Genomic DNA, 22,149 nt, shown 5'->3' on the forward strand with positions numbered 1-22,149 from the left:
CCATACCAGGCGCGTCGTGACGATACCTGGCATACCTTTACGTTAACGTAAGCCTTGCGGCGAGGAAGTGCCAGCATGGCAACCACGTCTGGGACTATGGTCTATGCCGTGCTGCGTCAGCATACGCTGCGCCGCGGCGTATGCTGCCATTGACGGGGGCGTTCGGGGCGGTATTGGCTTCAAGAGAGACGCTTGCGTCGTGTCGGTGCGAGCGGTAAGCGCCGAGTACTCTGTACCCGGCCCATGTCGAAGAGGATCATCGTGACGGATAAAGGCACCATCTCGGTATTGCTGGTCCATGAGGCGTTGTTGGCGCCCGTCCGCCGAGGGGCGGATCGGCAGGCCCTGCTGAGGCAAGCGGGAATCGATGCCACGCTGCTTGAGCAACCCGAGGGGCGCGTGCCTGCACACCAGTACGCCCGACTATGGCGGGCGATCGCCGTACAGTTGGGTGATGAATTCTTTGGCATGAATTCCCGGCCTTTGACGACGGGGAGCTTTGCGTTCATGTGCCGCGCATCGCTTGCGTATACGAAACTCGAAGACGCTCTACGGCATCATCTAAGCTTTCTCTCGCTGATGCTCGACGGCGTGCCGGCCACCCTGAGGCGGCATACGAATCTGGCGGAAATCAGCCTGGGCGAAACGGGACCGCCGTTGCGGCCGTTCACGTATTTCACTTACTGGATGATCCTGCATGGCATCGCCTGCTGGCTGGTGGGGCGACGGATTCCGCTGTTGGCCGTGGAGTTGCGCAGCGACTTGCCGACATACAGTCACGACTACCGGGTAATGTTCAGCGACAATCTGCGCTTTTCCCGCCCCGTCACACGGATCATCTTTGCCGCCAGTCACCTCGATCTACCCATACAACGCACACGAGCGGAAGTTGCTCGCTTTCTCGCCAGAGCCCCGGAGAACATTCTGGTCAGGTACCGCGATCCCGACAGCCTGGCGAGCCGTATCAAGGCGTCTCTGCGTCAGCGGCCGGCCTATGCCTGGCCACATGTGGAGAGGCTGGCTCAGGAGTTGCACATGTCGGCTTCGACACTCAGGCGGCGACTGAAGCGTTCAGGGCGAACCTATCAGGCCCTCAAGGATAGCGTGCGCAAGGACCTGGCGATGGCCCTGCTGGCGGAATCCTCGCTGCGCGTCGAGGAGATCGCCAGTCAGTTGGGGTTCGCCGATGCCAGTTCGTTTTACCGAGCCTTCCAGCGCTGGACGGGATCCAATCCTGGGCATTATCGCGATCTGCTTCTCGGCGACGCAGAGCAGGCGTCATGATCGACCATGGCAAAAACGCTCACACAGCTTGAAGGGTTAGGCCATTGTTCACGTCAGAGCGATCAGGCGAACATTGTCGAGGCCTGCGCCCGCGGCGCAAACATTTCCGAGCGCCGTGACCATGCGCCGGCTCAAGACCCATCGGTAAGCCTAACAACAACTCGTATTTACATTCCGTGGGGGAGACATCGATCATGCGCAGTCATACCCAAGCCACCGCCGAATTCGATTATTCGACCGTGGCCAATAGCGTCTTGGCCGGCAATCTGTCCGCCATGAATGCCTGCGTCGAATGCTGTGACCGACATGCGCTGCCGGGACGGGTGGGGCTGTTCTGGGAAGGCGCGGACGGCACTAGCGAAATGCATACCTTTGCCCAGCTTCAGCAGCAGGCTGCCCGGTTCGCCAACTTTCTCCATGCCCAGGGCGTCCAGCCGGGGGACCGTGTGGCGGGGCTGTTGCCGCGCATTCCCGAACTGCTGGTGACGATTCTCGGTACCTGGCGTCTGGGCGCGGTCTATCAGCCGTTGTTCACCGCCTTCGGCCCCAAGGCGATCGAACATCGTCTGAGCATCGGCAAGACCCGCCTGGTGGTGACCGATGGGGCCAACCGGCACAAGCTGGAAGAGATCGCCGACGTGCCGAGCGTCGTCACCGTCGGTGGCGACAAGGGGCGGGGAATCCGGCGCGATGATTTCAGCTTCTGGAGCGAGCTGGAGCGTCAGCCGGATCGATTCGAGCCGATAATGCGCAGCGGCGAGGATCCGTTCCTGCTGATGTTCACTTCCGGTACGACAGGACCCGCCAAGCCGTTGCAGGTGCCGCTCAAGGCCATCGTCGCCTTTGTCGGTTACATGCGCGATGCCGTCGGCTTGCGCGAGGAGGATGCCTTCTGGAATTTTGCCGATCCGGGCTGGGCATATGGCTTGTATTACGCCGTGACCGGCCCGTTGGCGATGGGCCACCCGACGACCTTCTACAATGGACCTTTCACGGTGGAGAGCACCTGCCGGGTGGTTCGCAAGTATGGCATCACCAATCTGGCGGGGTCGCCCACGGCCTATCGCCTGCTAATGGCGGCGAGTGACGAGGTCGAGAAAGCCCTGCGCGGACAGTTGAGAGCGGTCAGCAGCGCCGGGGAGCCATTGAATCCCGAGGTGATCCGCTGGTTTGCCGAGCGGCTCGGGGTGACCATTCACGACCATTATGGCCAGACTGAACTTGGCATGGTGGTGTGCAACCATCATGCGCTGGAACATACCGTGCGCCCGGGTTCGGCGGGATTTCCAGTCCCCGGGCATCGCATCGCGGTGCTTGACGAGAACTATCGCGAGCAGGGGGCCGGACAGCCGGGAATCCTGGCCGTCGATCGCGCGCAGTCGCCGATGTGCTGGTTCGGGGGCTATCAGGACATGCCGACCTCCGCTTTCGTCGAGCATTACTACCTGAGCGGCGATACCGTCGAGTGGAACGAGGATGGCAGCATCAGCTTCATCGGACGTAGCGACGACGTGATCACCACCTCGGGCTACCGAGTCGGGCCCTTCGATGTCGAAAGTGCCTTGCTGGAGCATCCCGCCGTCGCCGATGTCGCGGTGGTCGGCAAGCCCGACCCTCAGCGCACCGAGAGGATCAAGGCATTCGTGGTGCTGGGCGCACAATACCGGCCCGAAGACACGCTGGTCGAGACGCTGCAACAGCACGTGCGCCAGCGCCTCGCGGCGCATGCCTATCCCCGCGAGATCGAGTTCGTCGAGGAATTGCCGAAGACGCCCAGTGGCAAGGTGCAGCGTTTCATTCTGCGGCAGCAATAATTCGAAGGATGGCTGGCATGGCGAAATGGCCTGTCAGGATCGAAACAGTCGCGAGGTGTGCATGCATATTCAGGATCATGTCTTCATCGTTACCGGTGCGGGATCGGGGCTTGGCGCAGCCACTGCCCGGATGCTGGTCGAGGCGGGGGGCTCGGTCATGCTGGTCGATGTCAACGCCGAGAGACTCGAGGCGCGGGCCGCGGAACTGGGGCGGAACGCGAGTTTTGCCATCGCCGATGTCAGCCGTGAGGACGACGTCGAAGCGGCAGTCCAGGCCACGCTGCGCACGTTTGGCGGCGTGCATGGGCTCGCCAATTGCGCCGGCGTGCTCAATGCCGAGAAGGTGCTGGGCAGGAAGGGGCCGCATGGGTTGGACAGCTTTGCGCGAACCGTCAACGTCAATCTGATTGGCAGCTTCAACATGCTGCGCCTGGCGGCACAGGCCATGGCGGACAACGCACCGGATGGCGAGGGCGAGCGTGGCGTCATCATCAATACCGCCTCGATCGCGGCCTACGATGGGCAGATGGGGCAGACCGCCTACGCGGCGTCCAAGGGGGCCATCGCCAGTCTGACGTTGCCGGCGGCCCGGGATCTGGCCCGCTACGGCATCCGTGTGATGACCGTCGCCCCCGGCATCTTCGAGACCCCGATGATGGAGGGCCTGCCGCAGGAGGCGCACGATGCGCTATGCGCGAACGTGCCGTTTCCCTCGCGCCTGGGCCGCCCCGGGGAGTACGCGGCGCTGGTGCGCCACATCATCGAGAATCCCATGCTCAATGGCGAGGTGATCCGTCTCGACGGCGCCTTGCGGATGGCAGCCAAATAGTCTGGAGGCATTTATGACCACATCGGATCCCGTCGTGATCGTCGGTGCCGCCCGCACCCCGATGGGCGGTTTTCTGGGCGAGTTGCAGGGACTGACGGCCCCCCAGTTGGGCGCAGCGGCCATTCGTGCGGCACTCGAGCGCAGCGGCCTGGCACCTCAGGCGGTCGAGGAGGTGCTGTTCGGCTGCGTGCTGTCCGCCGGGCTGGGGCAGGCGCCGGCGCGCCAGGCGGCGCTGGGAGCCGGGCTGGAGAAATCGACGCTATGTACCACGCTCAACAAGATGTGCGGTTCGGGTATGCAGGCCGCCATCTTGGCCCACGACACCTTGCTGGCCGGCAGCCGCGAGGTGGCCGTGGCCGGCGGCATGGAGAGCATGTCCAATGCCCCCTACCTGCTTGAGAGGGCGCGCAGCGGCTACCGCATGGGCCATGGCCGGGTGGTCGATCACATGTTCCTCGACGGGCTCGAGGATGCCTACGACACGGGACGTTTGATGGGCACCTTCGCCGAGGATTGCGCCGAGACTTACGGCCTGAGCCGTGAAGCCCAGGATGCCTTCGCCATCGCCTCGCTGACCCGGGCCCAGCAGGCTATCAGTGACGGCACCTTCGCGACCGAGATCGTGCCGGTCACCGCTCGAGTCGGCAAGCAGGAGCAGACCGTAGAACACGACGAACAGCCCCCCAAGGCGCGGCTGGACAAGATACCCGGACTCCGTCCCGCCTTTCGCGAGGGCGGCAGCGTCACGGCGGCCAATGCCAGCTCCATCTCCGACGGGGCCGCGGCGCTGGTGATGATGCGCCGCTCCCAGGCCGAGCGGCGCGGCCTGACACCGCTGGCCATCGTCCATGGCCATGCCGCCTTCGCCGATGCACCGAACCTGTATCCGACGGCGCCGATCGGCGCCATCCGGCAGTTGGCGGACAAGACCGGCTGGTCATTGGCGGAGGTCGATCTGTACGAGATCAACGAAGCCTTTGCCGTGGTCAGCATGGTGACCATGCAGGAGCTCGATCTCCCCCACGACAAAGTCAACATCCACGGTGGGGCGTGTGCGCTCGGCCACCCCATCGGGGCCTCTGGCGCTCGGATTCTGGTGACGCTACTCAATGCCCTGCGTACGCACGGGCTGCGCCGGGGTATCGCCGCGATCTGCATCGGCGGCGGCGAAGCGACGGCCATGGCGGTCGAAAGCCTGCATTGACCGCTGCGAAAGATGTCGGTTCATCTACCGCATAAACGCAGCACCTGGCCGGCGAGGGCGCGTTCGCCACTGCCGGCAGGAAAGCACATGCTTGGTCATTCCACACTCTCACGGCATCAGCCCGGGCAGCCACAACACTAGTCCGGGGAAGAGAATGCATAACGCCAGGCCGGTAATCTGCAGCAATACGAAGGGGATGATCGAGCGGTAGATGGTACCGATGCCGATCTTGCCCTCGGTGATGCCCTTGAGATAGAACAGCGCGTAACCGAACGGTGGCGTCAGGAAGCTGGTCTGCAAGTTGATCGCCACCAGAATGGCGAACCAGATCAACAGCGCCTGTCCCGACAGGCCGTAACCGAAATCGAGCAGCTCGACCACCGGAGCGACCAGCGGCAGCACCACGAAGCTGATCTCGATCCATTCGAGAAAGAAGCCCAGCACGAAGATCAGCGCCATGATCAACAACAACAACCCATAAGGGCCCAGGCCGGTGCCGGTGATCATCTCCTCGATCATGTAATCGCCGCCCAGGCGCTTGAACACCACCGAGAAGCAAGTCGCACCGATCACTACGAACAGGATCATCGCCGAGGTGCGCGAGGTCTCGCGTACCGCGTCGCGCAGAGTGGCAAAATCCAAGCTGCGCATCGCCAGAGCCAGCAGTAGACTACCTGCGGCGCCGATGGCGGCGGCCTCGGTGGGGGTGGCGATGCCCGCCATGATCGAGCCCAGCACTGCGGTAATCAGTACCACCGGGCCCAGCAGATCGCGCAGTAGTGCCAAGGGTAGCGGTGTGGTGTCGGCATCAACAGCATTGGGATCGGCCGGGGGGGCCCAATCGGGCCTGAGCCACGCGGTGATCAGGAGATAGGCGATATAGAGCACGCCCAGCAGCAGCCCGGGCAACAGCGCAGCTTTGAATAAGCCTCCCACCGAGACCTGCAGAATCGACCCCATTAGCACCAGCATGATCGAGGGTGGAATCAAGATACCCAACGTGCCTGAGGCGGCAATCACCCCGCAGGCCATCTCGGCGCGGTAACCCTGTTTCATCATTACCGGCAGCGCCAGAAGACCCAGCATGACTACCGAGGCGCCGATGATGCCGGTACTCGCCGCCATCACCACGCCGAGAATCGCTACCGAGATCGCCAAGCCACCGGGGGTGCGTCCGAACAGCCGCTGCAGGGTCAGCAGCAGGCGCCGGGCCACGCCCGAGCGTTCGAGCATCAGGCCCATGAATACGAACAGCGGAATCGCAATCATCAGCCAGTTCTCGATGACTCCGCCAAAGATGCGCGAGCCGACCGTACCCAGAAAGGGAATAGGAATACCGCCGATAAAGGCAAAGGCAATACCTAGTCCACCGAGCAGGAAAGCCACCGGATACCCGGTGAAGATACCCGCCAGCAGCGCCACGACCATGGCGATGGCCAGAGCGTATTCACTGAAGAATTCAACTGACATGCGGCGGCTCCTTGTCTATCGATTCCGCCGCTTGTGTCAGCGTCGTTGACGGTGTCAGGTGCCGAGGGTCGAACAGCCCCGCCAGGTTGTTGAATACCTGACCTAGTGCGCCCAACGCCAGAAAGACCAGGCCAATAGGCAACATCGCCTTGATCAAGTATCGGTCTGTCAGGCCTCCATAATTGGAGCCTTCTCCAGATTTGTACGCCATAGCCACGAAATGTTGGGACAGCCAGGCGATTAGCAGACAGAACGGAATCAACATTAGCAGATGACCGAGGATATCGATGATCGCCCGGCCGCGCGGGGATAGTTTCTGATAGACCAAGTCGACACGTACATGGGTGTCGTGGTGTAGGGCATAGGTGCCACCGAATAAGGTGAGAATGCCGAACATATGCCACTGCAGCTCGGTCATGCTATTGATAGTCAGGGCATTGCCGAACAGCAGGATATCGTTTTGCCAACGGGTGATTTCGTTGATGCCTAGGGCGTTGAGCGTGACGGTAGTGAGAACGGCCAGCATCACCAGCATTACCAGCCAACTGGTAATGCGGCCGACTACCAGCCCCAGTCCGACCAGTGGTCGGCCCAGGGTGGTACACACTGCCGCACCCTGCTCACGCCAGGGCGCAAGGCGGGCATGCGGCATCAGTTGTCTCCTTCACCCTGAACCGGCTTGGGTGCGGGCATGGCTTGCAACTCATACCACTCATCGATCAGTGCGGTGTGGTCCATTAGCGACTTGTAGGCTTCAGCGAAAGCTGGAGCGTTTTTCATCTCTTCTTGACGGACTTCGACCCAGGCATTCTGTAATGCATTGATAACTTCATCGGGGAAGCGCTTCACCTGGACGCCTTTCTCCTTGAACTGGCGAATGACACGCGTCTGCTCGGGGGGACCTACCGATAATGCCCACTGTACATTGGCACGGCAGGCGGTCTCGAACTGGGCCTTGCGCTTGTCGCTGTACTGATCCCATACGTCCTTGTTAATGAGCAGGTTGTTCCAGTTAGCCCCTTGGTGCCAGCCTGGGAAATAATAGTATTGCGCTATCTCTTCGAAACCCATGGCGGAATCCACAATAGGCGCCGAGAATTCGATAGCATCAACACGGCCCCGCTCCAGTGCGAGGTAAATTTCATTGCCGGGAACCAATTGAGTGGAAGCGCCCAGTTTGTTGAGCACCTTGGCGCCGAGACCGGAGATGCGCATCGACAAACCTTGGAAGTCCTCTGGCGTATTGATTTCCTTGTTATACCAGCCGCCCGTTTCCTGTGGTGAGATGAAGCACGGCAGCACTTTAACCCCGTAGGGGTCGTAGGCTTTCTGAAGAAGCTCGGTGCCTTCGCCAGCCCATATCCATGACATGAAGGCTTCGGGAGAAGGTCCGAATGGCAATCCCCCGTAAAGGTTAGTAATGGGAACCGTGCCGGCCCAATATCCGGGCCAGGCCCAGCCAGCCTCGATAGCACCGGAAGATACCGCATTAAATACCTCAAAGGGCGGAACCAGATCCCCTGGCTCATGAACGCGCAGGGATACTTCACCACCGGTGGCTGCCTCAAGCTCCTTGGATAGATGCACAGCCCCCTGGCCCAGAAAATTTTGGGTCGAGAAGGTGCTCGCTACATTGAGTTGTTTAGGCCCCTCAGCGAGGGCCGGAACGCTCAGCGCAGCAGCGAGGACTGCACCGATGCTAGCGTTGAGTAGGGTATGAGTATGAAGATGACTTGGCATGTTTAGTTCCTTGTTTTTATCCTGCCTTTAGGGCAGCGGAAACTATTTAATGAATGGTGGCTTTCATTTACCGTTGGTTTTTATTTGGAATCAGACTTCTTTGTTACACTGGCTGCAGTGTACGGGGCTATATCATGCCCACCGTAGCGGCGCACGCGAATATTGGCTTGTTCAGCATGGCCGGCAAAGCCTTCCAGCATGCATAGGCGTGAACCATATTCGCCTATCAATGCCGAAGCGTCGTCTGTCACGATCCGCTGGTAGGTGTGTGTCTTGATGAACTTTCCGACCCAGAGACCGCCGGTGTAGCGTGCCGCACGCTTGGTGGGTAGAGTGTGGTTCGTTCCTATGACCTTGTCGCCGAAGGCGACGTTCGTTCTCGGGCCGAGAAAAAGAGCGCCATAGTTGACCATGTTATCAAGGAAGTAATCAGGATTATGGGTCATTACCTGGACATGCTCAAAAGCCAAGCGCTCGGCCTCGGCTAGCATTTCTTCCTCATCACGACAGACAATAACCTCTCCGTAATCTTGCCAAGACTTCCGTGCAGTTTCGGCGGTGGGCAAGATTTCAAGCTGGCGTTCGATTTCTTTTAAAGTGTCGTTGGCGAGGCTTTCGGAAGTGGTCAGAAGCACTGCCGGTGAGGTCGGGCCATGTTCTGCTTGCCCTAGAAGATCAATGGCACAGATCTCTCCATCGACACTATCATCGGCAATCACCAATGTTTCGGTCGGGCCTGCAAACAGATCAATACCAACCCGTCCGAACAGTTGACGCTTGGCTTCTGCGACAAACATGTTGCCGGGGCCAACGAGCATATCGACCGGTGCGATGCTTTCAGTCCCGAGTGCCATGGCCGCGACGGCTTGAACACCCCCCAGTACTAGAATTTCATCGGCTCCCCCTAGGTGCATGGCGGCTACGATAGCGGGATGTGGCGCTCCCTCATGGGGTGGAGCGGCAGCCACGATGCGTTTAACGCCGGCTACCTTGGCAGTCGCAACGCTCATGTGGGCAGAGGCCACCATGGGGTACTTACCGCCTGGGATGTAACAGCCGACCGAATTCATGGGGATGTTCTTGTGGCCAAGAATAACACCAGGCATTGTCTCCACTTCCAAATCACGAAGACACTCTTTCTGCTTCTGAGCAAAGCTGCGAACCTGTTCTTGAGCGAACTTAATGTCTTCCAAGTCTTGCTTGCTGACGCGGCTCATGGCATCGGCGATATCCTGCTCGGATAAACGGAAGGTCTCGGGAGACCACTTGTCGAACTTCTCTGAAAGCTCCCGCACTGCTGAGTCACCCCGGGCCTCAACATCTTGCAGTATTCCCTCGACAATGCCTCGGACTTTAGCATCGGCCTCCGCGACTTCGGCCTGTTCAAGTCCGCGCTTCAGATATTTAGCCATCTCTCCGTCTCCACGTCGTGCAAGCCAATAAGCTTGGCCATATGCAATATGCAATTCTAGTGCAATCGTTTGCACAACATTGAGCAGAAGGAGCAACAGGTCAAGAAGGTCATTGCATAAAAGAACGTAACATTGCTTATCAGCATAGATGAATGGAAAATGAAAATAGTAGAGAAGGTATTTTAATCTATTGTTTTTATGATTATTTTTTGGGCAGTAATTTGTAAAGCTATTATTAAGCTCTTCTGGAATGTAAGGCTAAAGTTTAATCAGTAGGTTGGGCGGGGAACCGTTATCCAGCACCTGATATAAATTAGTCATTCCTTAAACAGGGCTTGCTCTGTCACTACATGGCATTTAACTCATACTAAAGTACAAATGACAGCAAGCGGATGGAAGTCCAGTTTATGCAAACGATTGCAGAAATGTAAAAACTACATCCGATTAATCTTAAGTTCTGTCTGAAAATTGGCGAGCGATGCTCAGGCAAGGCAGAAATCAGCGATAAAGCAGAGTTTACGTAGTGTAAATGAGCATTTTGATCGGACTCGCGCCCGAGCTGATTTTTAACGCTGTATGAGTGAGCGAAGAAATTTTTCAGACAGAGCGTAGTAAGCATATAAATAGTTGCAGGATAAGGGGCATGCGCTGAGTCAGACTATGGTAATAAGGGAGCGTCTTTCAAAAAACGTGGACAGTTGCTTTGTCCGTCGTAACCGCCCTATACACTGTGGAGCTGGCCTAGCCCTATTAGCGTCTGAGCGGTAGACGAAGGTGTAATCTCCTCGTGACCATGTGCCAGCCGTAGATCGGCAAATAGGAATCTCTCCATGCAACCCAAGCCGAGTATAAAAGAAAAGGTGGTAGCCAAACGCCTTGCCGAGGAATTAGGGGTATCCGTTTCTACTATTTCCCGTGCTTTTTCTCCAAACTCGGCTATCGGAAATAAAACACGCCAACGCGTGCTGCAGCGCGCCAAGGAGCTTGGCTATCAGCCAAATCCCTATGCCCAGAGCTTAATTACGCAGCGCACGAAAATTGCCGGAATCATAGTTTCCGATATTACCAATCCTTTTTATCCTGAAGTGCTTACAGGTCTGACTGAAGCACTGCAGAAGATTGGGCTTAATGTCATGTTATTCACGGGTAATGGCGAAAATGGGGCAGATGAGGCGATTCCTCTCGCGCTTCGCTATCAGCCAGACCTAGTGGTGGTCATGGCCGCAACCGTATCGTCCCAAGTGGCGGTACAGGCAACAGCGAAGGGAACGCATTTAGTTTTCTTTAATCGTTACGTGCCCGATAGCAACGCCTTCACTGTTATTTGCGATAACCGCCTCGGCGGGCGCGAAGTCGCGGATTATCTAATCGAAACTGGACATCAGAAGCTGGCTTTCGTTGCCGGCCTACCGGGTGCTACCACCAGTCAGGATCGCTGGAAAGGCTTCCTTGAACGCTGTCGGGAGAGAGGGCACAGCACACCAGTGAAAGAGGAAGCCGGGCTGTTCTCCCATGATGCGGGTTATACCGCCACCCTACGGTTACTATCCGGAGATGAGCGTCCGGATGCTGTCTTTTGCGCTAACGACATACTGGCGCTAGGAGCACTCGACGCCATTACGAGCCTCAAATTGCGAGTGCCGGAAGACATTGCGGTGGTGGGGTTTGATGATATCGCGATGGCTAGTTGGCATTCCTATTCACTGACTACTTACCATCAGCCTGTAAAAGAGATGGTTTCAGTTACTGTTGAGTTAGCACAGGAAATTATTGCCGGCGGGGTGCGGCCACCTCTCATTAGATGTATCGCAGGCCATTTAGTGAAACGCCGCACGACCAAAAGGTAGTAAGTGAGGGGTAAGCAGGAATAAAGGTAAAGAACGTGGCTGCGGAGTTTAATGCATAGTTTGCATGCTGATGAAAAGCGGCCGGATGTTTTCATCTCGGAGAGCGCATCAAAAGAAAAAGATGGTTAATTAAGGAGGTATCCGATGCAAGGGCATATCGCTATTGTCGGGGCCGGGCTTGTCGGTTCTGGGTGGATCATTGTGTTCGCGCGTGCTGGGCGTGCTGTGCGCGTCTTTGACGATGACCAAGGCCTCCGGCAGGCGCTGCGCGATACGCTAGCAGCGCAGCTCAAGGAGTTAGCCGCTCATGGCTTAGTGGACGACCCAGCTACCATTCTAGAACGGATCCAGATTTGCGAAAGTCTTGGCGAGGCAGTCGAAGGTGCATCTTACGTGCAGGAGTCTGTTCTTGAACGGGCTGATATAAAAAAACGCATCAGTGCCTCGATCGCTGATTATCTGGCCCCTGGTGCAGTGGTTGGTAGCTCCACGTCGGGTATTCCCGCCTCAGCTTTTACATCTGATGTATCACGGCGTGAGCAGTTTCTAGTGGTGCATCCCGTGAATCCACCCTATCTGATACCGGTAGTCGAATTGGTGCCAACGCCTTGGACAGCGCCTGAAGCTGTCGAGACAGCACGGCAGTTAATGGAGGCGGTTGGTCAGTCAGCCGTACTTGTGCAGCGAGAGATCGAGGGTTTTATTCTGAATCGCCTACAAGGCGTGCTACTGCGGGAGGCTTGGGCACTATATGAGGAAGGTTACGCTAGTATCGAGGATATCGATAAAACCGTACGTGATGGGCTTGGGTTACGGTGGTCATTTATGGGGCCATTCGAGACGATTGACCTAAACGCTCCGGGAGGCATTGCAGACTATGCGGAGCGTTTAGGCCCACTTTACCATTCTATTGCCCTTTCCCGTACCGACCAGGAGCCGTGGCGAACTAGCCTGATTAAGGCTGTGGAAGCCGAACGACGCGGGGCATTGCCGTATTCTTCTTTAGCAGAGCGGCGAAGCTGGCGAGACAAACGGCTCATGGCGTTAGTCGCGCATCGCAATCAAGTGGTACCGAGAGAGGAGGATAAATGATGGCCGCCAATAATGTGTTGGAAAGCTTTCGACTAGAGGGGCGCCATGCTCTGGTGACCGGAGCATCACGAGGCCTTGGTGCTGGCTGTGCCGAGGCGTTAGCTAGTGCCGGGGCTATGGTAACCCTCGTTGGCCGTGGCAGGGCCGATCTTGAGAACGTCGCTGAGCATCTCCACTCCTTGGGCGGAAAAGCCACAATTCTGGCGCTGGATGTCACGGATATCGATGCCTTCGCCGAAGCGCTTAACAGTCTCTCACCGGTTGATGTATTCGTTAATAATGCCGGGACAAATAAGCCTCAGCCTTTCTTAGAAGTAGACCCGGCGACGTTCGATACTGTGATGAATTTGAACGTACGGGCCGCTTTTTTCGCTGCTCAGGCAGTTGCGCAGAAGATGGTTACACAAGGGGGCGAGGGCTCCATTATTAACATGTCTTCTCAAGCAGGGCATCGAGCCTTGAAGGATCGCAGTGTCTATTGCGCATCCAAGTTCGCGATCGAGGGGCTGACAAAAGCTATGGCTTATGAATTGGCTGGGTACAGAATAAGAGTTAATGCTGTAGCACCGACTTTTGTCGAAACGCCTATGACTAAGGCCGGTCTGAATCAAAAGGATTTTCGAGCTTACGTTGAGGGAAAGATTCTATTACCCCGGCTCGGCGAGGTAGGGGATATAGCAGCAGCTGTGCTTTTTTTGGCCTCACCGGCATCCTCTATGATAACTGGAACCTCACTGCTAGTGGATGGTGGCTGGACGATTCACTAACGATTCTTCAGACATGTCGGTATATTCTTGGGATGGTCTATGAAAAGAATACGCTGGGGCAGGGCGAGGGCGCTAGTCTCGACCAAGTTAGTAGGGATCCCCGCGAAACGCATGAGAGCAGTTATCGAGTGGCAGGCAAGCCTTCTGTCGAAAACTGATGGCGGCGACTCAAGGCAGCCCCATTAGCATCAGATACAAATGAGTTCTGTTTGTCAGGTCGCCTCGGCTAGAAGATGGCTGACCATCTATATAAACTTCCCCTCTCAGCTGCGGTTGCAGCCGTGACAGGACATACTCGAGCGTGTCGGCATCTCGCCGAAGAGCCTACGACCACCGGACGTGTCAGGCGAAACGATATCCTCTCAATGCCCGGTCCTAATCGGAAATCCCCTATGCCCTGCCATGGCAGCCCTGTATGCCTGACGCAGAAGGCTAGCAGGAGCTATATTTCAGGTAAAAGTTATTAGCTAAGTTTTCAGGCAAGGCCCCGCTAGCCTTTTACACCGGAAGAAATCATGATTGCCTGCGTTACCTTTCTCTGGAATATCAAGTAGGCCACAACCACCGGCATTGCGGCTAGAAGCGCAACAGCCATGACACGGGCATACGCCACACCAAACATATCATTGACTTGGGTAATACCCACGGGGATAGTCATCATCGACTCTGAAGTGGTCACAAGGAACGGCCAGAAAAAAGCATTCCAGGTCATTATGAAAGTTATAATGGAAAGAGCTGATGTGATCCCCCAGTTAAGTGGCAGGTAAATTTTGAAAAGAATCGTGTACTCCCCGCTTCCATCAAGCAGCGCTGCTTCACGCATCTCTTTGGGAACGGAATCGAAAAACTGTTTGTAAACAATAATAACTACGGGGACTATCAGTTGTGGCAGGATAATGCCTGCCCATGTATTGACCAGATCAAGATCGTTCATCAAGATGAATTGAGAAACCACAAGTGCTTGTGAGGGTACCATGAAGCTTGCCAGCACGACTCCATAGAGCAGTTTGCGGCCAGGAAATCTAGTTTGCGAAATGGCATAGGCGCACATCATTCCAAACAAAATCACGACAACAGTGGTAACAACGGCTGTCACTATTGAATTCAGATACCATGTCAGCATGCTAGTATTTAACAAGGCATCAACATAAGAAGCAATATTGAACTCATCCGGCAGCAGGCTCGGGTCGGAAACTACGCTTTCCTCGGTGCGTATAGAAGTAATGAAGGCCCAATACAGCGGAAACACCCATAATGCCGCCGCAGCCAGCGTAACTACTGTTAACGCACTATTCTCTAGCTTCGAACCGAGCTTCATTTCCGACCTCCAACGCGTAGCAACTGGAACTGTAAAACAGAAACCACAGCAATCACGGCAAACAGGACGAGAGCGATCGCCGAGGCATAACCACCATGGTTAAGCTGGAAGGCTTCCCGATAGACAAGGAGCAGAAGTACATAGGATGAGTTAAACGGGCCACCCTGGGTCAGCAGATAGACTTGGTCAAATATCTTGAGTTGCAAGATCAATTGTAGCGTTAGGACAAGAGCCGTTACCGGCCACAGCAGGGGCCAGGTGACACGCCAAAAGCGCTGCCACATCGTGGCTCCATCTAGCGCTGCAGCCTCGTAGAGGTCATTCGGTATATTGCGCAGGCCTGCAATGAACAACAGTACATTGAAGCCGTTGGTCCACCAGATGGTGGCTGCAGCAACCATTGGCATGGCCCAATGCGGGTGCTTGAATACAGCAACAGACTTTCCAGTGAAGAATTCGATAACCGGCTGTAAGACACCGAACTGGAAATCCAGCATCCAATCCCATATCTGAGTAACCACCGAAACGGGAAGAATGTAAGGAAGGAAGAATGTGGCAAGAACAAATGCTTGCAGACGACCGGAAAGACGGCTAACCATCAAGGCTATTACCAAGGCTAATATGGTAGTAGGTACTACAGTGAGAATAACAAAATAACCGGTGTTAAATAATGACGTAAAGAATAAACGATCAGAAAATAAATGTATATAATTATCAAGCCCGACCCATTCGCCTTCTCCAATTAGCGGTGCGTTAGTAAAGCTCAGCTCAACGAGCTTGATGGCCGGATAAAGAAAAAAAAGGCCAAACGTAATGATGAAAGGGGATATCAGGCTATAAGCGATAAGATACTGCTTGCGTCGATTGGAAGGCATGGACATGGCCTATCTCTCCAGTTCTCAATGCGAGGCTGACGTAGAGCCGGATAACGACTCAGCCGGGGCTGAGCCGCCACGCTAGCTTGGAGGGCTAGTTGAGTAGAGGCTGTAGTTGCTCTTTCAACATTTCTACTGCGTCAGCACCAGACATATACCCATGGATAGCCGGCGATATGATATTGATTGCCGCATCGTAAGTTGGTGATCCAACCCCGGTAATTTCCGAAGGAGGATCGTAAACCGCCGTCTCAACCAAGGGGGAGTAAGTTGCGTTTGGATCCATTTTCTGATATTCGACGCTTTGCGTTATGGGTTTGTAGGCTGGAATGTGCCCTGCATTAGCCCATTGAATGGCATGTCTTTCCATCCAGCCAATAGCTTCCATAACCGCCTTGCGCTTCTCACCCGAAACCGTATCATCGCCTTCATTTGGAATCGCGAAAGCATGTGAATCCGCCCAGGTCGCCTGCGTTTTCATGAGGGCGGGCAATTGCACTGCTGCCCAGTCGAAGCCCAGGGCATCCCGCTCGGCCAGATCGGTAAAGGTGGGAACTTCCCATACGCCGTTCAGATGGAACGCTGACTTGCCGGCACTGAACAGGGCTACCGATGCGCTATACGACGCCTGCTCGGGCGTCCAACCGTTTTCTTGCCAGCGCGCCATAGTATTGATTGCTTTAGCAGCCTTGTCGGCATTGTCTCCAGGCAGGATTTCGCCATCTTCTATAAATTCGCCGTTCTGTTGAGCAAGCAGCGTATAAAATACACGCCAGACACCACCATCATCGCTGGTTGCATAGGACAGTGGTGATTCGCTCCCTTTTTCCTTGGCATAACTTAACGCCTCTTCAAAATCCTCAACACTTTCTATACCTGTCAACTTATTATCATCAAGGAATCTGGACCCTTCTAGCAGGCGCTTATTGTAATAAAGCACAATGGAGTGAATATCTAAAGGCACGCCATATATCTTACCATTTATAGTAGCCGCCTGAATGCTCCTCGAGTGGAAGTCATTCTTGGAAAGACCTGCTTCTTCGAGATCCGCTGCAGTTATTTCGCTAAGGGTGCCGGCCTGAACAGCAGCGGGGATATGAGACAAGTGATAACTCATTACATCAGGGCCTTGGCCAACAGCCGTAGACGTATTTACCTTTGTATAGAAGGGATTACCCCACTCGAGAGAGGTGGCGTTTATCTGGATATTAGGATGCGCCTCATTAAACTCCTTGATGAGAGACTTCATACGCACCCCGTCACCACCTGTGAAAAAATCCCACCACTCGATTTGCTGGGTTTGCGCCTCAGCCTGCATAGCCCATGACAAAAGTGCAGTCGAAACGGCTAATATTTTTAACATCTTATGCATAGAGTTTCTCCCTTTCATTGTTTTATTAAATCTGGCCTCAGACTATCTTAGACGTTTTCCCGTACTATCGAATAAAAGGGCCTTTTGCGGGGAGGTCGTAATAAATATTTCTTTTCCCTCCATGTTATCCCGCGCCCCACGCCTTTCTATAATGATGTGCTGACCAGAAAGTGTGTGAGCATGGAGGTATGAGACACCACCAAGCTCTTCAGCCATATCTACCTTAATGTGGATGCCGGCTTGGGGATTATCCGTAATTTCTAGATGCTCTGGTCGTACGCCTAGCGTGACGGTCAGGCCCTCGTCAAGCTGTTGGTAATTTATCTGTGCCGTAACTACCCCCCCATCATTATCTTCTGGCTTGATAGTTACAGTATTTTCCTCTTGCGACACGACCTTGCCGGTCATGAAATTCATGCTGGGCGAACCGATAAACCCGGCAACAAATTGGTTATCAGGATCATCGTAAAGATCTAGTGGTCTGCCTGCTTGCTGCACAGTGCCGTGTTTGAGCACAAAAATCTTATCTGCCAGCGTCATTGCTTCGACCTGATCATGAGTGACATAGATCATTGTTGCACCAATCTGTTTGTGCAATCGGGCAAGCTCTAGGCGCATTTGAACACGCAATTCAGCGTCAAGGTTGGATAACGGCTCGTCAAAAAGAAAAACTTGCGGTTGACGAACAATAGCCCGACCAATAGCCACTCGCTGGCGTTGGCCACCGGAGAGATGGGATGGCTTCTTGGATAAGTGCTCTTCAAGCTGAAGAATACGTGCAGCTTGGCGAACCTTTTCTTCCACCTCCGGCTTCTTCCTTTTTGCCAGACGCAGACAGAACGCCATATTTTCAAACACCGTGAGGTGCGGGTAGAGTGCATAGGATTGGAAGACCATGGCCACGCCGCGCTGCGCTGGCCCCAAGCCTGTGACCTCGTTGCCTTCGATCTTTATACTACCTCCATTGCACTCCTCCAAGCCTGCAATAGTACGTAGCAATGTAGATTTTCCACAGCCGGAAGGACCCACGAAGACGGCAAACTCCCCTTGAGCGATGTCCATGGAAACCCCATGAATGATTTTATCGTCCCCAAAGTTCTTCTCAACGTTCTTCAGCTTGACACCGTCCATAAAGAGCCTCTTTTGCGTCTTGGCAGTAAGTCATTCGCAGGTCAGCAGTACTACATGATAGGAAAGCGGAGGAATAGATCCGGTAATCCTGCGGACTTCCTCCACAGTCAAGCCATGAGCTTCTTCTGGAACGACGCGATTGGGCTCTTCTGCTGAGTTTGTATCCCTTAGATCATGACCAGCCATTGTCATATGGCGCACTATCTTACATTTATCGAAGCCGCCAAGTTCCAGGTTGAGTTCTGCACTGTCTTCAAGATGACGGTTGATGATAAATAGCGTCATCTCGCCGTTAGGCGTGTTATGCACAGCGGCTACGTCTAGATAGGGCACGTCGGATGCCGCTTCGCAATCATAAGTCGGACCATCGACGCTCACATTCAGCGCTGATCCTCGCCCATAAAGTGAGGCAAACTGATACGGATAATAGATGGTCTGGCACCAGGCAGGACCGTTTCGTTCAGCCCGAATGGGCGCAATGACGTTGACAAGCTGGGCGATGCAGGCAATCTTTACTCGGTCACTGCGCCGGATAAATTCATTGAGCAGACCGGCAATAAAAAGCGCATCCTCGAAATTATAGGTTTCCTCAAGTAAATGCGGTGCTTCAGGCCAGTCCCATTGTTTCCAGCGCTGCGAGTCTTCTTCTCGCAAGTGGTACCAAACATTCCACTCATCGAAACAGATAAAGACATCGTTTTTTGCTCGTTTCTTTGCTTTCACGAAGTCTATAACTCCACCGATCGACTGAATGTAGCGACCAGTTTCCTCGATTTTACCGAAATAATTCAGCGTATCTCTTCTTGAATTCCCGAAATACTTATGGAGAGAAATGTAATCAACGTTCTCGTAGCACTCTTCTAGGACCTGCCTTTCCCAATCAGGGTAAGTTGGCATCTCATCATTCGAGCTTCCACAAGCAACTGTTTCGATCAAAGGATCGAATACCTTGAGAGCCTTGGATGTCTCGTTGGCCAGGCGCCCGTACTCCGTTGCCCTTTTATGCCCTATCTGCCAAGGCCCATCCATTTCGTTCCCAATGCACCACATTTTCACATCGTACGGCCTTTCCACGCCGTGGCTGCGACGAAGATCGCTCCAGTAGGTCCCGGAAGGGTGGTTGCAGTATTCAACGAAATTGCGTGCTGCATTAAGATCACGAGATCCTAGGTTGACCGCGAGCATCATTTCTATGTCGGCCTTGGCGGCCCACTTGGCAAACTCATTTGTTCCTACTTGGTTGGTCTCTTTTGAACGCCAAGCGAGATCGAGGCGGACAGGTCGTTCTTCCTTGGGACCAACGCCGTCTTCCCAGTTGTAGGCTGATACGAAGTTACCCCCAGGATAACGGATAGCCGGTATTTTCAGTCCCCTGACCAGCTCAAGTACGTCGCTACGAAAGCCATCCTCGTCGGCTTTCGGGTGCCCCGGCTCATAAATTCCCGAGTAGATTGCGCGCCCCATGTGCTCAATAAAAGCAGAATATAGGCGCTCATCTATATCACTGATTTTGAAGCTTTTGTGCACTACAGCTTTGACGCGCATATTTCTCTCCAGACTCATTTTGCTTAAAGCAGCTGCATCAATTTATTCGAAATTTCTCATTTTCGTCAGCTTCTGAACAAGTGATGCCGACGAGGACGCTTCTACTCAGCCTCCGGGCATTCTTTGCTTTCCAGAAGCTAACTTAAAAAGGAAAGGGATAAGCAACAAATACACACTTAACCTAAAACTGATACAATAAGAGTTATCGAAACATAAGGAGGCTAGTGTTTATGGGAACCCTTCCGTCGGACAGTTTTCTTCGTGTAGACTAAAGTATGCTACTTACAGCTTGTTCCCGTTCTGGACAAGAGTGCGCATCGCACCGCTGTCAACTTGGAAATGCGTTAACCGGTAGCCTCCAAAATGCTTGACGATTTAGATAATTAACTAGAAATCACGATCCTCACTCAGTACTTTTCGGGTCACACTTAATTGAAAGGCATGTTTTTTTACAAGCATGCGAATCCCGCATGCTTTCCGGCAGAGTACTTCCTCTGTGAGGAGATGGGCGCGAAAGATATCTTTGCCGCGTCTATCCCCCCTGGCCGTTGCCATGCGGGAATAAAAAATTATGTTTTCTGCGTTTATTGATTGGTATGCGACAATATATCTAATAATCAATCCCAATTCATGCACTTGGCATTTGTCGATCTGCCTCATTGCCAATGTGTATCTCTTCGCTCATTTAACCCTGGATTTCCCTCTCTGGTTATAACCGGTTACGGGGGAGAATCTTCAATTTCAAGACGAATTATTTCACTTTAGTCGAACCGAAGAAGAGGGCTTCCATTGCAGAATGCCCTTGTTCCCTTGATTAAATCCCAGTTCATACAAATATCTATATCGATTTAAAGCAAAACTAATATTTGTTGGTTGTTGCAGACCTACTTAATGTATTTCTCATCTAGTTGGCAAATGCTGGTTGATTAGATACTGAGAAGCGTCAGGAGCTGCTCAAAGTCCTGACTGAGGAGAAGCATTTATGCCAGACACCAAACACCCGCTTCGCTCCGCCGAGTGGTTCGGCAGCGCCGACAAGAACGGTTTCATGTACCGCAGCTGGATGAAGAACCAGGGCATCCCCGACCATGAGTTCCAGGGCAAGCCGATCATCGGCATCTGCAATACCTGGTCGGAACTCACGCCCTGCAACGCCCATTTCCGCAAGATCGCCGAGCACGTCAAGAAGGGCGTGCTCGAGGCCGGCGGCTATCCGCTGGAGTTCCCGGTATTCTCCAACGGCGAGTCCAACCTGCGCCCCACGGCGATGTTCACCCGCAACCTGGCGAGCATGGACGTCGAGGAGGCGATCCGCGGCAATCCCCTGGATGCCGTGGTGCTACTGGTCGGCTGCGACAAGACCACTCCGGCGCTGCTGATGGGCGCGGCGAGCTGCGATATCCCCACCATCGTGGTCACTGGCGGGCCGATGTTGAACGGCAAGCATGAGGGTAAGGACATCGGCTCGGGCACCGTGGTCTGGCGGCTGTCGGAAGAAGTCAAGGCGGGCAAGATCTCGCTGCACGACTTCATGGCCGCCGAGGCCGGCATGTCGCGCTCCGCCGGCACCTGCAACACCATGGGCACCGCCTCGACCATGGCCTGCATGGCCGAGTCGCTGGGCACCTCCTTGCCGCATAACGCCGCCATCCCGGCGGTGGATTCGCGTCGCTACGTACTCGCGCATCTGTCCGGCAACCGTATCGTCGAGATGGTCCACGAGGACCTCAGACTCTCCAAGGTCCTCACCAAAGGCGCTTTCGAGAACGCCATCCGTACCAACGCCGCGATAGGCGGCTCGACCAACGCGGTCATTCACTTGAAGGCCATCGCCGGGCGCATCGGGGTGGACCTTACCCTCGACGACTGGACGCGCATCGGCCGTGACACACCGACCATTGTCGACCTGCAGCCCTCGGGGCGCTTTTTGATGGAGGAGTTCTACTACGCCGGCGGGTTGCCTGCGGTGCTGCGTCGTCTCGGCGAGGCCGACCGCCTGCCGCACAAGGATGCCCTGACCGTCAATGGCCAGACCCTGTGGGACAACGTCAAGGACGCCCCGCACTATAACGACGCCGTGATTCGCCCGCTCGACAATCCCTTGGTCGCCGATGGGGGGATCTGCATTCTGCGCGGCAACCTGGCACCCAATGGCGCAGTCTTGAAGCCCTCGGCAGCGACTCCCGAGCTGATGACCCATCGCGGCCAGGCGGTGGTATTCGAGGATTTCGACGACTACAAGGCGCGCATCAACGACCCCGATCTCGACGTCACGGCCGACAGCGTGCTGGTGATGAAGAACTGCGGTCCGCGCGGCTATCACGGCATGGCCGAGGTCGGCAACATGGGCCTGCCGGCCAAGCTGCTTGAGCAGGGCATCACCGACATGGTCCGTATCTCCGATGCGCGCATGAGCGGCACCGCCTACGGCACCGTGGTGCTGCACGTC

Annotated in this window: 17 protein-coding genes; 8 read left to right on the forward strand and 9 right to left on the reverse strand. The window is 55.0% G+C overall.

What is annotated here, in order from left to right; translation table 11 throughout:
• Window positions 1–261: 261 nt before the first annotated feature.
• The 4 genes from ACW4DH_RS16640 (at window position 262) to ACW4DH_RS16655 (ending at window position 5,131) form a co-directional block, all read left to right on the forward strand.
• Window positions 262–1,284: an AraC family transcriptional regulator gene (locus ACW4DH_RS16640; RefSeq protein WP_459637525.1), complete on the forward strand. Its 1,023-nt coding sequence runs from the start codon at window positions 262–264 to the stop codon at window positions 1,282–1,284.
• Between the two features lie 194 nt (window positions 1,285–1,478).
• A complete protein-coding gene (locus tag ACW4DH_RS16645; RefSeq protein WP_459637526.1) occupies window positions 1,479–3,098 on the forward strand; it encodes an AMP-binding protein in 1,620 nt (539 codons plus the stop codon).
• Window positions 3,099–3,159: 61 nt separating this feature from the next.
• Window positions 3,160–3,927 (forward strand): 3-hydroxyacyl-CoA dehydrogenase, encoded by a 768-nt coding sequence (locus ACW4DH_RS16650; protein WP_459637527.1) that lies wholly within the window; start codon window positions 3,160–3,162, stop codon window positions 3,925–3,927.
• Between the two features lie 13 nt (window positions 3,928–3,940).
• Entirely contained in the window at window positions 3,941–5,131 is a 1,191-nt protein-coding gene (locus ACW4DH_RS16655; RefSeq protein ID WP_459637528.1) for an acetyl-CoA C-acyltransferase, read from the forward strand.
• 108 nt (window positions 5,132–5,239) lie between these two features.
• Here ACW4DH_RS16655 and ACW4DH_RS16660 read toward each other — a convergent pair whose 3' ends face one another.
• The 4 genes from ACW4DH_RS16660 to hisD form a co-directional block, all read right to left on the reverse strand.
• Window positions 5,240–6,601: a TRAP transporter large permease gene (locus tag ACW4DH_RS16660; RefSeq protein ID WP_459637529.1), complete on the reverse strand. Its 1,362-nt coding sequence runs from the start codon at window positions 6,599–6,601 to the stop codon at window positions 5,240–5,242.
• Window positions 6,591–7,253: a TRAP transporter small permease subunit gene (locus tag ACW4DH_RS16665; protein ID WP_459637530.1), complete on the reverse strand. Its 663-nt coding sequence runs from the start codon at window positions 7,251–7,253 to the stop codon at window positions 6,591–6,593. The genes ACW4DH_RS16660 and ACW4DH_RS16665 overlap by 11 nt, the downstream gene beginning before the upstream one ends.
• Window positions 7,253–8,341: a TRAP transporter substrate-binding protein gene (locus tag ACW4DH_RS16670; protein ID WP_459637531.1), complete on the reverse strand. Its 1,089-nt coding sequence runs from the start codon at window positions 8,339–8,341 to the stop codon at window positions 7,253–7,255. The genes ACW4DH_RS16665 and ACW4DH_RS16670 overlap by 1 nt, the downstream gene beginning before the upstream one ends.
• A gap of 80 nt (window positions 8,342–8,421) precedes the next feature.
• Window positions 8,422–9,753, reverse strand: a complete 1,332-nt coding sequence (gene hisD, locus ACW4DH_RS16675; protein WP_459637532.1) for a histidinol dehydrogenase — start codon at window positions 9,751–9,753, stop codon at window positions 8,422–8,424.
• Window positions 9,754–10,583: 830 nt separating this feature from the next.
• Here hisD and ACW4DH_RS16680 point away from each other — a divergent pair.
• From ACW4DH_RS16680 to ACW4DH_RS16690, 3 genes are all read left to right on the forward strand, one after another.
• Entirely contained in the window at window positions 10,584–11,600 is a 1,017-nt protein-coding gene (locus ACW4DH_RS16680; protein WP_459637533.1) for a LacI family DNA-binding transcriptional regulator, read from the forward strand.
• A gap of 144 nt (window positions 11,601–11,744) precedes the next feature.
• Complete coding sequence (locus tag ACW4DH_RS16685) at window positions 11,745–12,692, forward strand: 3-hydroxyacyl-CoA dehydrogenase (protein ID WP_459637534.1); 948 nt, start codon at window positions 11,745–11,747, stop codon at window positions 12,690–12,692.
• The gene (locus ACW4DH_RS16690) at window positions 12,689–13,459 is read left to right on the forward strand and encodes an SDR family NAD(P)-dependent oxidoreductase (protein WP_459637535.1); all 771 of its coding nucleotides are present in this window, start codon (window positions 12,689–12,691) and stop codon (window positions 13,457–13,459) included. Before ACW4DH_RS16685 ends, ACW4DH_RS16690 begins: the two co-directional genes overlap by 4 nt.
• Before the next feature lie 490 nt (window positions 13,460–13,949).
• On the opposite strand, the gene ACW4DH_RS16695 is transcribed toward ACW4DH_RS16690, so the two are convergent.
• The 5 genes from ACW4DH_RS16695 to arfA form a co-directional block, all read right to left on the reverse strand.
• Entirely contained in the window at window positions 13,950–14,777 is an 828-nt protein-coding gene (locus tag ACW4DH_RS16695; protein WP_459637536.1) for a carbohydrate ABC transporter permease, read from the reverse strand.
• Window positions 14,774–15,658 (reverse strand): carbohydrate ABC transporter permease, encoded by an 885-nt coding sequence (locus tag ACW4DH_RS16700; protein WP_459637537.1) that lies wholly within the window; start codon window positions 15,656–15,658, stop codon window positions 14,774–14,776. The genes ACW4DH_RS16695 and ACW4DH_RS16700 overlap by 4 nt, the downstream gene beginning before the upstream one ends.
• Window positions 15,659–15,746: 88 nt before the next feature.
• Window positions 15,747–17,024, reverse strand: a complete 1,278-nt coding sequence (locus ACW4DH_RS16705) for an extracellular solute-binding protein (RefSeq protein WP_459637538.1) — start codon at window positions 17,022–17,024, stop codon at window positions 15,747–15,749.
• A gap of 42 nt (window positions 17,025–17,066) precedes the next feature.
• Window positions 17,067–18,155, reverse strand: a complete 1,089-nt coding sequence (locus ACW4DH_RS16710; protein WP_459637539.1) for an ABC transporter ATP-binding protein — start codon at window positions 18,153–18,155, stop codon at window positions 17,067–17,069.
• Between the two features lie 30 nt (window positions 18,156–18,185).
• Window positions 18,186–19,700 carry an arabinosylfuranosidase ArfA gene (arfA, locus tag ACW4DH_RS16715; protein WP_459637540.1) on the reverse strand — a complete coding sequence of 505 codons (1,515 nt, stop codon included), beginning with the start codon at window positions 19,698–19,700 and terminating at the stop codon, window positions 18,186–18,188.
• A 982-nt stretch (window positions 19,701–20,682) separates the two neighbouring features.
• Between arfA and ACW4DH_RS16720 the strand changes: the two genes are divergently transcribed.
• Window positions 20,683–22,149, forward strand: a 1,467-nt coding sequence (locus ACW4DH_RS16720) for an IlvD/Edd family dehydratase (protein ID WP_459637541.1), incomplete at its 3' end; no start/stop codon positions are given.

Source organism: Halomonas sp. WWR20, assembly GCF_054602495.1.

Coding starts and splice junctions, on each gene's coding strand:
- ACW4DH_RS16645 (WP_459637526.1), top strand. CDS start 1,479: ATGCGCAGTCATACCCAAGCCACCGCCGAATTCGATTATTCGACCGTG.
- ACW4DH_RS16650 (WP_459637527.1), top strand. CDS start 3,160: ATGCATATTCAGGATCATGTCTTCATCGTTACCGGTGCGGGATCGGGG.
- ACW4DH_RS16655 (WP_459637528.1), top strand. CDS start 3,941: ATGACCACATCGGATCCCGTCGTGATCGTCGGTGCCGCCCGCACCCCG.
- ACW4DH_RS16660 (WP_459637529.1), bottom strand. CDS start 6,601: ATGTCAGTTGAATTCTTCAGTGAATACGCTCTGGCCATCGCCATGGTC.
- ACW4DH_RS16665 (WP_459637530.1), bottom strand. CDS start 7,253: ATGCCGCATGCCCGCCTTGCGCCCTGGCGTGAGCAGGGTGCGGCAGTG.
- ACW4DH_RS16670 (WP_459637531.1), bottom strand. CDS start 8,341: ATGCCAAGTCATCTTCATACTCATACCCTACTCAACGCTAGCATCGGT.
- hisD (WP_459637532.1), bottom strand. CDS start 9,753: ATGGCTAAATATCTGAAGCGCGGACTTGAACAGGCCGAAGTCGCGGAG.
- ACW4DH_RS16680 (WP_459637533.1), top strand. CDS start 10,584: ATGCAACCCAAGCCGAGTATAAAAGAAAAGGTGGTAGCCAAACGCCTT.
- ACW4DH_RS16685 (WP_459637534.1), top strand. CDS start 11,745: ATGCAAGGGCATATCGCTATTGTCGGGGCCGGGCTTGTCGGTTCTGGG.
- ACW4DH_RS16690 (WP_459637535.1), top strand. CDS start 12,689: ATGATGGCCGCCAATAATGTGTTGGAAAGCTTTCGACTAGAGGGGCGC.
- ACW4DH_RS16695 (WP_459637536.1), bottom strand. CDS start 14,777: ATGAAGCTCGGTTCGAAGCTAGAGAATAGTGCGTTAACAGTAGTTACG.
- ACW4DH_RS16700 (WP_459637537.1), bottom strand. CDS start 15,658: ATGTCCATGCCTTCCAATCGACGCAAGCAGTATCTTATCGCTTATAGC.
- ACW4DH_RS16705 (WP_459637538.1), bottom strand. CDS start 17,024: ATGCATAAGATGTTAAAAATATTAGCCGTTTCGACTGCACTTTTGTCA.
- ACW4DH_RS16710 (WP_459637539.1), bottom strand. CDS start 18,155: ATGGACGGTGTCAAGCTGAAGAACGTTGAGAAGAACTTTGGGGACGAT.
- arfA (WP_459637540.1), bottom strand. CDS start 19,700: ATGCGCGTCAAAGCTGTAGTGCACAAAAGCTTCAAAATCAGTGATATA.